Raw genomic sequence first — 13,843 nt, 5'->3', positions numbered from 1 at the left:
GGCATAGCGCTTGATTTTCCGGCCGATCGGCGCGGCAAACCTGCGCTGGTGAACGCCTCCGGATTTCCTCCCCCCTGAGGTCACGCACCTGATGCCCAGGAGAAGTGTTGACCAAAAATTGAAAAATGCAATGCCAGCAACTTGCGTCCGCTGCCTAAAACTGTGTGTAAGGCGGTGAAACGCAGAAACTAAGATCCCCTGACGCCATTGTCTCCGGCTCAGGAGATCCGCTGTAAATGCGTCTTCTTGCAAGCCTGGGTTATGCCGGTTGAAGCCTGACGCGCTGCAATGGTGGAAAGGCGAGTGCGATGGCGACTGCGCCGAGGCCTACCATGGACGATCCGATGAAGAGCCAGGAATAATTCCCGAACGTATCGAAGATCCAGCCGCCCGCCAGTGGGCCGAATGCCATTCCGATACTCGACAGCATGGTTGCCGCGCCGAAGACAGTGCCGATGACGCGTGGTCCGAAATACTCGCGCGCAAGCACCGCATAGAGGGGCATAACCCCGCCATAGGCGCTGCCGAAGATGACCGCGAGCGCGTAGAATTCGCTAAGCTGGCTGACGAGGAGATAGGTCGCGAGCGCCGCCGCCTGCACCAGCAGGCCCGCGACCAAGACTGGCTTGACGCCGAGCCTGTCTGCAAGCGTGCCATATAGAAGCCGGCCGCCGAGCCCCGCAAGCCCTTCGACGCTGTAGATGCTCACCGCCGCCATCGGCGCCACGCCGCAGATCGTCGCATAGCTTACCATGTGGAAGATCGGCCCTGAATGCGCCGCGCAGCAGGCAAAGAAGGTTCCGCCGAGAACGAGAAATTGCGGCGATCGGAATATCTGTCCGAGCGGTACGTTGGGGCCTTCGGCCGCGGGATCGGTATCCGGACCCGCCGCAGCCGCAGGGGCGCGTCGCACGAGCAGTGCCGCCGGCACCAGCAGTATCCAGGCGAGAAAACCGATGAGCATCATGGCCGTCTGCCAATCGTAAGCCGAAATGAGCCAACGGGCGAATGGCGAAATCGTCATCGGCGCAACCCCCATGCCGGCAGAGACCAGTGAAACGGCGAGGCTGCGGTTTTCATCGAACCATGCGGTCGTGGCCGCGATCATCGGCGCGAAGAATGCGCTGGCGGCGAGGCCGACGAGAATGCCGTAGGTCAATTGAAATTCGAGAAGCGATCCCGCCCGGCTTGCCAGGACAAGCGCGAGGCCTAGCAGGACTGCGCCCGTCAGTACGACAATACGAGGACCGAAGCGATCGCTTGCCGCGCCCCACAGGAAACCGCCGAGACCCATGACCAGGAAATTGAGCGTCATCGCGCTCGCAATGCCGGCATGCGACCAATTAGTGGCGGTAGCGATCGGCACCTGAAAAATAGCCAGTGAAAACATTGCGCCCAGCGCAACACAGGTCATCAGCGCGCCGGCGGCCACGATGACCCAACGATAAGAAACGCCCATATCCGCTCAACCCCATTTTGCACGATCGATCTTGGCATGGACGGCCCCGCTCCGCAGCACCATCCATTCCCTAAGACGCTCGAGCCAGCGTGATTTCGACATGTCCTATCATTTTTATTCTTGGACGTGCGATGAAGGTTACGGCGGATCCGGTCTCATCGAACGGATGAACGAAGGGTTCGCGTATGGCAACGGAGATGAGGTCGCCAGCTTTCACGCGGCTGATGCGGCGTTAGGCGATGGTGAAGGGATGCCCGGCTATCGGATCCACCTATTTCCGATTCTCGCGCCGCCACTCCTCCACGCGTTCATCCATATCGATGCTTCCCCTTTCCGTCAGGATATTCAGCGCGGCGTCGTGCTGCGCCTTGCTCACTTCCTGCACGGTTAGCAGGACGCCCCCGCGCCGGAGCGCCTCCGCATAGTTCTTGCGCTGCTCTTCCGTGAAGAAGAACCCGGTCAGCGCGTCGAGGAAGCCGATATGGTCGATCGGCGGTATGTCGGGCCGGTTTCCCGGTGTCATGGTGATGGCGTCTTTCGGGATGCCGGCCTCTATGAGCTCTTCGGACGCCTTTTCGGCGTCGGACTCGTCGTCAAAAAATGCACTGAGCGCATGCGAGCCCGGTCTTCCTGCGATTTCCATGGTGTTTCTCCATCGCTATACCTGTGTCATAACGACGGCGACACGTCACGGTTCCCCGTCGAGGTCGCTATGAGAAGCGCGGACGCCCCTCGTCACCCGCGCGTCGCTGTGCCGCTCGCACCTGAGCTGCCAATTCGAACGGCCGCTTTCGCCGGATATTTACGACCGGGCAACCGGCAGCAAGTTTCGTTTCTCAATTCGGCCTGCGACCGAGAAGACGAGCAGATCGGTGTTTCGGCCGATTCTCTCGCCGCTCATCAATCTGACGATATCGTCGACACCGCCGACCGGGGTACCGTCGATCGCCAAAATGTAGTCGCCGTCCCGCAAGCCTGCGCGGTCGGCAGGACCGTCGGGTTCCACCCGTCTGACGCGCACCGAGGTTGTCTGGCCGGTGCCAGCTTCAAGGGCGATCCTGCGCGGCAGCTCGATCGTATCGCCGGCGATCCCGATGAAAGCGCGCCGGACCTGGCCATACCGCAGTATTTCCGAAACCACGAAGTTCGCCGTATTGGAGGCCACCGCGAATGCGATGCTCTGCGCGCCCTGGATGACGGCCGTATTGACCCCGATGACCTCGCCGCTCGACGACACCAGCGGGCCTCCGGAATTACCGGGATTGAGCGCGGCGTCGGTCTGAATGACGTCGTCCATCAGCCGCCCGCTCGCGGACCGCATCGAGCGACCGAGTGCCGATACGATGCCGGCGGTCACCGTCCACTCGAAGCCGAGCGGATTGCCGATGGCGATCGCGATGTGGCCCCTGCGCAGACGCTTGGAGTCCCCGAGCCGGGCCCAGGCGCCGACGCCGGAATTCGCTCGGATGAGAGCGATGTCGGTGTCCACGTCGCGTCCAAGGACGCGCCCTTCCGTGATGGAACCGTCAGGTGTGGTGATGCGGACAATCTTGGCATCGTCGACAACATGGTTGTTGGTGACGATCAGCCCGTCCGGCGAGACGGCAAAGCCGGAACCATGCCCGCCCCTGCCGCCAACCCGCTCGATCCGGCTGACCGCCGGGCCAACCGTATCCACTGCCCCAGCTATCGATTGAGAATATGCATCTATCAGTGCCCCGTCGTCCGCGGGCACTATGTCCTTATCTATGAAACCCATCGTTTGATCCTCAAACAGCGGCGCCTATCGCCGCTGCCGTCGGCGATCACAGGGATGCCTGTTCGCCATGACGCTGTCGTTTAGATTAGATGGATGGGCGTCGGCTTGCGTTCAAGTCGGGATGCGAGGCTCTAGCTGCGGAGAGCTTTGATGTCCGCCAGGACGACTTATTCAACCGCACGCCGGCTCTCGTGCCGGCGTGCGATAATGATCCCAATGAAGGAGGCGCAGCGTCTGTAAGGCGGATTCGCTTAGACCACGTTGATTACGACATCGATGTTGCCGCGGGTGGCTTTGGAATAGGGGCAGGTCTGGTGCGCAGCGTCCACGAGGGCCTGTGCGACGTCGCGCTCCACGCCCGGCAGGCTGACGTTGAGACGGGCCTGCAGGAAATAGGCGCCGTCGACGAGGCACAGATCTACCTCGGCGTCGATGGCTGCGTCGGCCGGGACGGCGATCTTCATCTTGCGGGCAGCAAGCCCAATCGCACCTTCGAAGCAGGCTGACCAGCCGGCAGCGAAGAGCTGCTCCGGATTGGTGCCGCTGCCGGAGGTGCCAGGAGAGGAAAGCTTGACGTCGAGACGGCCATCGGAGCTGCGCGACGCGCCGTCGCGGCCGCCGGTGGTGTGGGTCTTGCCGGTGTAGAGTACCTTATCGGTCTGGGTCATGATGTCGGTTCCTTTGAAGCGGTTGATAGCGTCCTCTTGGGACGCAATGACTGCTGACCAGCCATTGCCCGCATAAAGCGCTGGTGACGTATCCGGCATGTGTCCTGATTGAGCCGAAGTGTAACGGAGTGTGGGATAGCAGCGGCTGTGTACATTGCCGTACAAAGCAAGCCGGCCGGCACTTCTTGAAATGAAAAACTCCTCCGGCTTGGCGCCAGAGGAGTTTTGTTTCGGCAGACAGTCAGAAGCTTATAAGGCAGAGTAGGCGCTTCGACGCACTGTCAGCCCTGGCTATCCGAGACCAGAACGGGTTTCTCCCGATAGGTTTGGGGAAAGAGGTTCTTCAGATTGTCGACCTTCGGCTGCTCGTTGATCACGATATAGAGCTGGCCAGGATTGTTGGCCATGTAGTTCTGATGGTAGACCTCGGCCTTGTAGAAGGGGTTGCCGGGCTCGACGGCCGTTGCAATCTTCGCCTTGAAGACATGGGCCGTTTCCAACTGAGCGATATAATCCGAGGCGACTTTCCCCTGCTCCGCGTCGGCCGGAAAGATAGCGGAGCGATACTGCGTGCCGCTGTCAGGTCCTTGCCGGTCGATCTGTGTGGGATCGTGCGCGACCGAGAAGTAGATTTGCAGCAGCTTGCCATAGCTGATCTTCTTGGGATCGAAGACGATTTGCACGGCTTCGGCATGGCCCGTGGTTCCGGTTTCCGTCTGCTCGTAGTTCGCGGTCTCCGCACTGCCGCCGGCATAACCGGACGTTGCGCTGATGACGCCGTCGACATGCTGGAACACACCTTGCATGCCCCAGAAACATCCGCCGGCGAACACGGCGGTTTGCTGGCTGGTTGTGTCCGCCACGTCATGAATCGCGGGTGGAACCAGCCGCGGTTCTTCGGCGGCCGATGAATTGCCGAGAAGCGCAGCACCGAGAAAGCCGAGCAGACCTCCGGTAATCAGAAAGGGACGGACGATCCCGAAACGGGTGATAGACTTCGAACGCGTTTTCATCTGCATCATTCCGTTCCTCATCCAAAGGTGAATACGTAGGCTTCTACGCCGGGATCGAGGAAGCGGACCGTGAAAGTCCGTTCCCCGACATCGCCGGGCTGGCGCACGAGCTGATAGAGGCGTGTTTCAGTAACGGTACCGTTGCCTTCGGCGTCGGTGTCGGCGCCGTGGCTTGCACCAGGCGCCTTGCCATCGATCGTCACCTGAAACCGCACGGGCTTGCCGTCAGCGCCGGGGCCCAGAACGAGGTGCAGGTCACGAGCGCTGAATCGATAGGTGACGCTGCCGCCGGCCTTGTTAAGCGTCCCCTGTTCGGGACCGATCGTCCAGTTGCCGGAGAGGCCCCATTCGTTGAGACCGGGTTCGCCTGTCGTGTAGTCCTGGGCGGCATTCCCGCTCAGGCCTTCCGGCGATACGAAGTTCGAAGCCTCCTTATAGCCGATATAGGTCTCGCCGGATTTGATATTGCCGAGATCGGGCGCTGCCTCGGCGCCGGGCGCGTTCGGCCTGACCATATTGTTTTCGGAGACCTGGCTGCCGGCATCGGCCAGCAGTTCCTGAATGATCTTTTCGGAGGTGTCGTATTCCCCCTCCCCGAAAACATGGTGCCTGATCTGCCCCCTGGCATCGACGAAATAGAGAGCCGGCCAATAGCTGTTCTGGAACGCCTGCCAGATCCGGTAATTGTTATCGATGGCGACGGGATAGTCGATCTGGAAGTCCTTGAGGGCTCCCTTGACGTTCTCGATCTTCTTCTCGAAGGCGAATTCTGGCGCATGTACGCCGATCACGACCAGCCCCTGATCCCGGTATTTTTCCGCCCAGGCTTTGATGTAGGGGATGGTGCGGATGCAGTTGATGCAGGAATAGGTCCAGAAATCCACCAGCACGACCTTGCCGCGCAATTGCTCAGCGGTAAGCGGCGGCGAGTTCAGCCACTCGACGGCGCCGTCCAGCGAGGGAAGCCGGCCTTCGACGGGAAGCTTGCTCTTGAGGCGAGGCTTTGCGGCGGCCATCATCGGTGTGTTGCTGGCCACCATCGTCGCTGCCGGCTCCTGGTGGTCCGCGTTGAAATTATCGAGAACGGCCTGCTCGAATGTCGAGGTGCTGGCATAGGACAGGCGGGCCAGAAATCCCGTGTCGAAGCCAAGCGCAATCGCCGCGACTCCGGCGAGGACCGCCGCGCCGAGCGCCTGGCGAATTCTTTCGCCGGAACCAACCGAGCTTTTCAAGGCGGTGAAGACCCGGCCGCTGATCAGAAGCGCAGCAGCGAGTGATGTTGCCGCACCCGCCGCATAGGCCAGCAGCAGCAATGTCGTGCGGGCATTCGCCCCCTGAAGGGCGGCGCCTGTCAGGATCAAGCCAAGGATAGGGCCGGCACAGGGCGCCCACAGCAACCCGGTTGCGATGCCGAGAACCAGAGAACTCCCAACTGTCGAGCCGGAGCGTTGGCCGGGCGAATTCATCAGCCTGTTTCCCAAGGCGACGATCGGCCGGGTCAGGATGCTGGCTGCTTGCGGCGAGACAAGCGCCACGCCGAAGACGGCGAGCAAGGTGACGGCGGCGTAGCGGCCATACTCGTTGGCATGGACGGCCCAGCCACCGCCGACGGCTGCAAGGGTCGCAACTGCCGCAAAAGTCATTGCCATGCCGGCGAGCATTGGCAGGCTGCTTTTAACGAAGGGCTGCCCGGCACGGGCAAAGACAAAGGGAAGAACGGGAAGAATACACGGGCTGAGGATTGTCAGCATGCCCCCGAGATAGGCAATGACAAGTAGCGTCATCTTCGTTTCCTTTGAAGGGATTGATCGGGCGCCGAGGCGCAATGGCCGACGAGCAGCCACTGGCCGCATAAGGGGGAGCGGACGTATCCCGCATGTGTCCCGATCGGGCGAAAATGTAACGAAGTGTTTGATGAGGGGGAGCCGCTACGTTCGGATACAAACCGATCGCGGCCCTCCGCTTCTTAGCGGACCGAGATTTCCGCCGACAGCCCGCCGCCCACGCGGTTGCGCAAGGTGAGCGAACCGCCAATCGCAAGGGCGAGTTGGCCGGCAATCGCTAATCCCAAGCCCGTTCCGCCGGTTCCGCGACTGCGGGATTGTTCGAGCCGGAAGAAGGGCTGCATTACGGCGTCGAGCTGATCCTCGGGAATGCCGGGACCGCGGTCGAGCACTTTGATGAGGACTGCCCCGGTACTGTCCTTCTGTACGGAAATCTCCGCGGTGCCCGCGAACTTGAGCGCGTTGTCGATGAGGTTTGTCAGGATTCGTCTCAGAGCATGAGGCCGCGTGACGATTGCGCCATCGATCTTGTCGGCGACCATCACGGCTTTGCCGGTGTCCTGGTAGTCATAGGCAAGGCTCTCGACGAAGGAGCCGATGTCTATGCGGGAGGGTTTCTCGGTATTTCCATGGGCGCTGCGGGCATAGGCCACCCCTTCGTGGACAAGTCGTTCGATTTCGGCGAGATCTTGAACCAGCTTTTCCTTCTCTGCGGAATCTTCCGCGATTTCGGCGCGGAGCTTCATGCGCGTGATGGGCGTTTGAAGATCGTGGGAGATCGCGGCGAGAATCTGCACCCTCTCCTCAAGATAGTGGGCGATGCGATCCCGCATCGCATTGAAGGCGCGGGCGGCATGGGCGACCTCGGTTGGCCCCGCTTCCGCCAGGCGCGGCGTCTTCTTGTTCGGATCAAGAGCGTCGGCGGCATGGGCGAGGTTCACTAGCGGCCGGATCGCTTGCCGGACGACGAGCCAGGTGCAGAAAATGAGAAGACCGAGTTGCACGAGAAGAACGAAAGGCAGCCACTGGGCCAGCGGCATGATGGGTGCGGGATTGACGTCGATCGTCAGCGGATTGCCGTCGCTTAGGGTCAGATGGGCCTGGAGGCGTTTGCCGTCACCCGGTATCGATTCGAAGCGGATGGGGAAACGCTTGCCGACGGCATCCTGTATTTTTCCGGCGATCTGCCTGCCCTGCTCCGTCATATCGGGCACGCCGGGAAGACCTGGCCCGAGGACAAAACGGTAGGTTCCGCGATCGAGGCGGTCCAGCCAATCGGCCCGCTCGGCGGCCGGCAGACGGTCGAGAACGGCGATCGAGGTCCCCACATCGTTCTCTAGTGTGTTGAGCATCACCGTCTTGGCCGATATGTAGCGTTCGAGGAACTGGACGCTGAAGGTAAGCCCCTGCGCCAGCAGCAGCCCGGCGAGAAGGATCAGAAACAGCCTTGATCCCAAGGTACGAGGCCAGGGCCGGAATCCTCGAAACCGCGCGACGGCGCTCATCGGCGCAGCTCGGATATTTCGACCGGCATTGCGAAAACATAGCCTTCGCTGCGGACGGTTTTGATATAGGCAGGCTCGCGCGCATCATCGCCCAGGCGCTGGCGAAGCCGGCTCACCAGCAGGTCGATGGACCGGTCGAACAATTCGGCGTCCCGCCCCTGCGTCAGGTTCAGGAGCTGATCCCGGTTAAGGACGCGTTGCGGATGGTCGATGAAGACACGGAGCAGACGATATTCCGCGCCGCTGAGCGCGATCGCCGTTCCTTCGCGATCGAGCAGATGCCGGCCGGTCGTGTCGAGCTGCCAATCGCCAAAGGACAGGAGCTGACCGACTTCCGTCACCTGAAGATTGGGCGGAAGCATGCGGGTGCGGCGCAGGATTGCCTTGATGCGGGCCAGGAGCTCGCGTGCAGCAAACGGCTTTACCAGATAGTCGTCCGCGCCCATCTCCAGGCCGATGATACGGTCCGTTTCATCGTTGCGTGCGGTCAGCATCAGGATCGGTGTCGACTTGTGCTTGCCGGCGCGCAACTCGCGACAGAGAACCAGGCCGTCATCGCCCGGCATCATCACATCGAGGACGATGAGATCGACGGAGCTTGTTTCCAGAAACGCCCGCATATGCCGGCCGTCCGCGGCGACGGTGACGCGTAGCCCGTTCTTTTTTAGATAGCTCGACACCAGCTCACGGATTTCGCGATCGTCATCAACGATCAGGATGTGGTCGATGTGATCCATCATTGGGTGCCCTCTTCTGTCCGCAACGGCGCAGCAGCAATTTTTGAACGGTAGCTCGATGCCCCTGAACAGAATATTGCCGGCAGCGGTATTCTATACCAGTGCCGGCCCCCTGCTCGGAAGATCAGAATCTGTCGACGTCGATGACCGCCTGGGCGAAAGCTTGCGGGGCCTCCTGCGGCAGGTTGTGGCCGATGCCGCCATCGATGGTCCGATGCTCATACTTGCCCGTAAACTTATTGCGATACGCGGCGGGTTCGGGATGCGGCGCACCGTTCGCATCGCCTTCCATTGTGATGGTGGGCGCACTGATCATCGGAGCCTTTGCCAGCCGCTTTTCCAGATCGTCATATTGCGCCTCGCCTTCCGCGAGGCCCAGTCGCCAGCGATAATTGTGAATGACGATGGCAACGTGATCCGAATTGTCGAAGGATGCGGCGCTGCGTTCGAAGGTCGCGTCGTCGAAGTTCCACTTTGGCGAAGCGATCTGCCAGATAAGCCTGGCAAAGTCGCTCCGATATTTTGCGTAACCCGCCTGCCCGCGCTCCGTGGCAAAATAGTACTGGTACCACCATTGAAGCTCGGCCTTCGGCGGCAGCGGAGTCTTGCCGGCTTCCTGGTTGCCGATCAGATAACCGCTGACGGAAACCATGGCCTTGCAGCGCTCCGGCCACAGCGCCGCGAGAATGTTGACCGTTCGCGCACCCCAATCGAAGCCGCCAAGGATCGCCTTCTGGATTTTCAGGGCATCCATCAAGGCAAGGATATCGACAGCGACGACCGCTTGCTGGCCATTGCGGACCGTATCCTTTGAAAGAAAGCGCGTCGTGCCGTAGCCGCGCAGATAGGGAATGATCACACGATAGCCTTGCTGCGCCAGCAAGGGAGCAACGTCGACAAAGCTGTGGATGTCATAAGGCCAGCCATGCAGAAGAATGACCGGCGGACCATCGGCGGGGCCGGCTTCGGCATATCCGATATTCAGCAGGCCAGCATCAATCTGCTTGAGAGGGCCGAAGGATGTATTCGTCCCCGGCTTAACCGCGGGCAGGGCCGTGGGCTTGGTCTCAGCGGACTGTGCTTGTGCGATTCCGAACATGCCAAGCTGAGCGGCGGCGATGGTTATGGCCGCGGTACCAAAAAAGCGGCGGCGGTGATGGTTGATGTCTTCGGACATTGATCTCTCTCCAGTAGGGCCTTGGGTCGTCATGAAGAAACCGCTTCCATGTATCCGCGATGTGTCGCGATCCCCTCGGGTTTGAATGGGGATGTAACTTTTACCGCTCCGGATACAATTGGTTACAAAGGATGGTGCGCGCGCGCCGTTTAACAGCACTACGCTACCAAGCTCGCCTGCCGCACCGCAATGTTCCCCGTGGGGAACTCCCTTATTTTGACATATCAGGGTAAAAGTTCCCCGCGGGGAACCCGCGCGGTTGCTCCCGCCGATAGAATCGCGCTACCTCTTTATCTACGCAAAATGTGAGTAATATCGGCATTCTGCGTAACTACGAGATCTTTCATTAAACATTTACCATCGAGGCGCTTAGTAAGCCGGCCAAAATGGGAGAGTGCCGTGACACGACATCTGAGCAGCCTCGCCTTCATGCAGACATTCTCTGCGAAACTCGACGTTGCGCTGGGCAATCTTAGCCTCGCGCAATTTCCTCCGAATGCCCGCCGCACGATGCGCAAATTCAGCTCCTCCGAGGTCGCTGAGCTGCTCAACGTTACCGAGGCCTACATTAGGCAGATTTCGCTGAAAGAGCAGGGGCCGTCGCCGGAAGTCGCAAATGGTCGGCGTCTCTACACGATGGAGCAGATCCTCGAGCTCAGGATGCATCTTGCGCAAAATGGCCGGAAGAAGCGGATGAACCCGCGCCGGATAGGCGCCGAACAATGCCAGATCCTGGCGGTCACGAATTTCAAGGGCGGTTCCAGCAAAACATCGACCACGATCCATCTCGGCCATTATCTGGCCTTGAAAGGTTATCGCGTGCTTGCGGTGGATCTCGATCCGCAGGCGTCGTTGACCAGCCTTCACGGAAGCCTGCCCGATTTCGATTACCGCGATGGCGATACGCTCTATTCGGCCATTCGTTTCGAAGATCCCGTGCCCACCGAGCAGGTGATCCATCAGACGCATATTGCCGGCTTCGATGTTATTTGCGCCGGTCTCGAATTGACGGAATTCGAAACGGCCGTCGCTCTGGAAATGCGTAAATCCGCCGGCACGAGCTTCCTGCTACGCGTTTCGCAGGCATTGGAGCAGATCGCGGATCGCTACGACATCATCCTGATGGATTCGGCGCCGTCGCTGAACTTTCTCACCCTGTCGTCCCTCACGGCGGCGACGGGCGTTCTGATCCCTGTTCCCGCCCATATGCTCGATGTCGACTCGACGGCAAAATTCCTCGAGCTTGCCGGATCCTACATGCAGATCCTTGAGCAGGTGGGCACCTCGGCGCAATGGGATTTCGCCAAGTTCCTGATCACCAAATTCGAGCCGAACGATCATCCGCAGGCGAATATGACGGCGCTGATGCGGCAGGTGTTTGGCGACGATCTTCTTTTGAATTCGGTGATCAAGTCAACCGCTGTCGCCGATGCCCTGACTTGGAAGCAGAGCCTTTACGAAGTGCAGCGCGCCAGATTCTCCGCTCCGAAGACCTATGACCGCGCAATTGAATCAATCAATGCCGCGAATGCCGAAATCGAAGAGCTTTTTTGGAGAGCATGGGGGCGCGAATGAGCAGAAAAGATTCCAAAGGCATGTTCGCCAACCTCTTGGTCGGGCTCGGCCAGGAGGCGTCTACGCCGCCGCTGGCGACATCGCCATCGCCGCATCTCCTCAAGGTCGCAGCCGGCGTTCGCCAGCTTCAGGAGCGCGGCGAACTTGCCGATAAGCTGCTACGGAATGCGGATCATATTATCGAACTTGACGTGGACGTGGTTTTGCCGTCGCAGATACGGGATCGGTTCGACGGTGCTTACGAAGCCGACCGGCTCCAGGACCTTGTACAGTCGATGCGTGAGCACGGACAGACCACCCCCGGTCTGGTTCGGCCAGTCGACGGGGAGGGCGGCAAATTTCAGATCGTCTTCGGCCGGCGCCGTCTTGCGGCGGCAAAGCTTCTCGGCATTAAGTTCAGAGCGATCGTCCGTGATCTTTCGGACGAACAGGCGATCGTCATCCAGGGCGAAGAAAATGCCAACCGTGATGACCTGTCCTTTATCGAGAAGTGCGTTTTCGCCCTCAGCCAGGAAGAGGCAGGGTTTAAGCGCGAAGTGATCTGTGCCTCGCTGGCGACCGGAAAGTCGCACGTCTCCGAGATGCTGCAGGTCGCAAGAAGCTTCCCAAAAACCGTGCTAGCGGGTATTGGCTCCGCTCCGGAAACTGGCCGGCGGCGCTGGGCGCAATTGGCGGAGCGTTGGAGTGCAAATGCCGATGCCGCAGGGGTTGCGGAGCGTGTTCTCGCGGAACCGGACATTCAGCCTCTTTCCAGCGATAACAAATTTGCCGCCGTGTTGAATGCGGTCTCTCCTACAAAAAGGGTTGCCCCAGCCCCTGCGGATCTCGTTCAAGACGTCGTTTCCAAGGGGTTGACGCTTGCCGTGGTCAACTACGCCAAGTCGGGAACCAAGCTTACCTTCACGAAAGCCGTGCCCGACGATTTCGTGCAATATCTGCTGAGCCGGATCGAGGGGTTGCACGAAGAATATCTCGGCAAATCCCATAAGGCAGAGAGCCAGAGTAAGCGGGAGGCTCGGTAGGTCTGGACAGAAAGCAGCAGGGGTGCTTGGCTGAACCAACTATCTCGACGACCTGGTCGTCATTGACGGGATCACAAAGCGACATGGCGCCGGAAACGGACGATCAGGAAAAAATCGATTCGACCTTTCGCAACGGATCCTTGACCGCCGTTGGGATTATTGTCGGTTTCTCGTTGAGTTTCATCAATCGCTGGGTTTCCGGTCCGAACGACTGGAGCCGCGTCGATATTCTGCCGATGGCGGTCATGGTCGTCGGCATTGCCGTGCAGGTGAAAGTCTTCGCCGATTTGCTCGCAAGGGATTCGCTGCTGGTCGTCAAATACGACCGCGCCCGCCGTCTTTTTCTAATCGGGGTGCTCATCGTGGCGGCTGGGATCGCAATCGCTCTTGCAAACGACATTCTTGGCATCAGCAGTCAGAAGATGCTTGGTTAGACCGCTTTTCGTTGGCGAAACGACCCCGATCCGCTCACTGTTCTAGATCCGTCGAAGCGCGATATCGCTGGTTATCGCCGATTTTCCGGTTTTCGGATCACGGTCTATCGTTCGCAGATTGAGGCTATTGCCGCCGATTTTTTGTATTAGCATGTTCGCGGACCGGTCGCCGTTGACCTCTTTTGCCCAATGAACGACGAGATCGATGGTATTGCCCTGACGCACTCCAGACAGGCCGGAGCGTCCCCCCGAGGGGCCGACGTAAACGCCGTTGTAGCGCTGGCCGTTCACTCGAAGATCCGCCGAGATCGCACGGCTTACCACGAGTAAAGCCCGACAATTGCCGCGCATGGAAAGCGACGGCGCGCTCGCCGTCACTGCAAATGTACATGTGACGTCGATTGGCGAGGTTCCCAGCCGCCTGATGATGGTTCCCTTGCCACTCCATTTTCCCTGCAGAGATTGAAGGAAACCGCTGTCGTCCGCCGCGGCCAAGCTTGGGAAGAGGCCAATGGATAAGGTCAGGGCGAGCCGCGCGAGGAAAGACACGGCAGACCACCTCAATGTCGAATCTTCGTCAACGCCTGCCCGGCTTGCAAGTTCCAGGAAGCGCCGCGCGATGTTCACGGGTTCTGCCATTGGATAGTCCTCCGTGTCAGGAAAGCGGATCAAGCGGTTCTCGGTGTACCAACGGTCTGTTCTGATGAATT

General features: G+C 60.0%; 13 protein-coding genes. 3 read left to right on the top strand and 10 right to left on the bottom strand.

Annotation, left to right across the window (positions count from 1 at the left end; all coding sequences use genetic code 11):
- Window positions 1-259: 259 nt before the first annotated feature.
- From PH547_RS25420 to PH547_RS25380, 9 genes are all read right to left on the bottom strand, one after another.
- Window positions 260-1,459 carry an MFS transporter gene (locus PH547_RS25420; protein WP_285169714.1) on the bottom strand — a complete coding sequence of 400 codons (1,200 nt, stop codon included), beginning with the start codon at window positions 1,457-1,459 and terminating at the stop codon, window positions 260-262.
- A gap of 271 nt (window positions 1,460-1,730) precedes the next feature.
- A complete protein-coding gene (locus tag PH547_RS25415) occupies window positions 1,731-2,102 on the bottom strand; it encodes a hypothetical protein (protein WP_285169713.1) in 372 nt (123 codons plus the stop codon).
- A gap of 159 nt (window positions 2,103-2,261) precedes the next feature.
- The gene (locus PH547_RS25410; RefSeq protein WP_283053015.1) at window positions 2,262-3,218 is read right to left on the bottom strand and encodes a S1C family serine protease; all 957 of its coding nucleotides are present in this window, start codon (window positions 3,216-3,218) and stop codon (window positions 2,262-2,264) included.
- 251 nt (window positions 3,219-3,469) lie between these two features.
- Window positions 3,470-3,886 (bottom strand): organic hydroperoxide resistance protein, encoded by a 417-nt coding sequence (locus PH547_RS25405; RefSeq protein ID WP_285169712.1) that lies wholly within the window; start codon window positions 3,884-3,886, stop codon window positions 3,470-3,472.
- Between the two features lie 281 nt (window positions 3,887-4,167).
- A complete protein-coding gene (msrA, locus tag PH547_RS25400) occupies window positions 4,168-4,899 on the bottom strand; it encodes a peptide-methionine (S)-S-oxide reductase MsrA (RefSeq protein ID WP_483315582.1) in 732 nt (243 codons plus the stop codon).
- A 17-nt stretch (window positions 4,900-4,916) separates the two neighbouring features.
- Window positions 4,917-6,683 carry a cytochrome c biogenesis protein DipZ gene (locus tag PH547_RS25395; protein ID WP_285169711.1) on the bottom strand — a complete coding sequence of 589 codons (1,767 nt, stop codon included), beginning with the start codon at window positions 6,681-6,683 and terminating at the stop codon, window positions 4,917-4,919.
- A 182-nt stretch (window positions 6,684-6,865) separates the two neighbouring features.
- Window positions 6,866-8,188: an ATP-binding protein gene (locus PH547_RS25390; RefSeq protein ID WP_283053020.1), complete on the bottom strand. Its 1,323-nt coding sequence runs from the start codon at window positions 8,186-8,188 to the stop codon at window positions 6,866-6,868.
- Entirely contained in the window at window positions 8,185-8,925 is a 741-nt protein-coding gene (locus PH547_RS25385) for a response regulator (RefSeq protein WP_104827811.1), read from the bottom strand. Before PH547_RS25385 ends, PH547_RS25390 begins: the two co-directional genes overlap by 4 nt.
- Before the next feature lie 124 nt (window positions 8,926-9,049).
- Window positions 9,050-10,102 carry an alpha/beta fold hydrolase gene (locus PH547_RS25380; protein WP_285169710.1) on the bottom strand — a complete coding sequence of 351 codons (1,053 nt, stop codon included), beginning with the start codon at window positions 10,100-10,102 and terminating at the stop codon, window positions 9,050-9,052.
- Between the two features lie 399 nt (window positions 10,103-10,501).
- Between PH547_RS25380 and repA the strand changes: the two genes are divergently transcribed.
- From repA to PH547_RS25365, 3 genes are all read left to right on the top strand, one after another.
- Window positions 10,502-11,677 (top strand): plasmid partitioning protein RepA, encoded by a 1,176-nt coding sequence (gene repA, locus PH547_RS25375; RefSeq protein ID WP_283053023.1) that lies wholly within the window; start codon window positions 10,502-10,504, stop codon window positions 11,675-11,677.
- Window positions 11,674-12,699 (top strand): plasmid partitioning protein RepB, encoded by a 1,026-nt coding sequence (repB, locus tag PH547_RS25370; protein ID WP_283053024.1) that lies wholly within the window; start codon window positions 11,674-11,676, stop codon window positions 12,697-12,699. Before repA ends, repB begins: the two co-directional genes overlap by 4 nt.
- Window positions 12,700-12,782: 83 nt before the next feature.
- Window positions 12,783-13,133 (top strand): hypothetical protein, encoded by a 351-nt coding sequence (locus PH547_RS25365; RefSeq protein ID WP_104825970.1) that lies wholly within the window; start codon window positions 12,783-12,785, stop codon window positions 13,131-13,133.
- Window positions 13,134-13,175: 42 nt separating this feature from the next.
- Here PH547_RS25365 and PH547_RS25360 read toward each other — a convergent pair whose 3' ends face one another.
- Complete coding sequence (locus PH547_RS25360; RefSeq protein WP_245464138.1) at window positions 13,176-13,772, bottom strand: hypothetical protein; 597 nt, start codon at window positions 13,770-13,772, stop codon at window positions 13,176-13,178.
- Window positions 13,773-13,843: the final 71 nt, after the last annotated feature.

The organism is Rhizobium cerradonense (assembly GCF_030182455.1).
Classification (GTDB): domain Bacteria; phylum Pseudomonadota; class Alphaproteobacteria; order Rhizobiales; family Rhizobiaceae; genus Rhizobium.
Note: the sequence above shows the minus strand (reverse complement) of the source record. Positions and strands in the feature narration are given on the sequence as shown.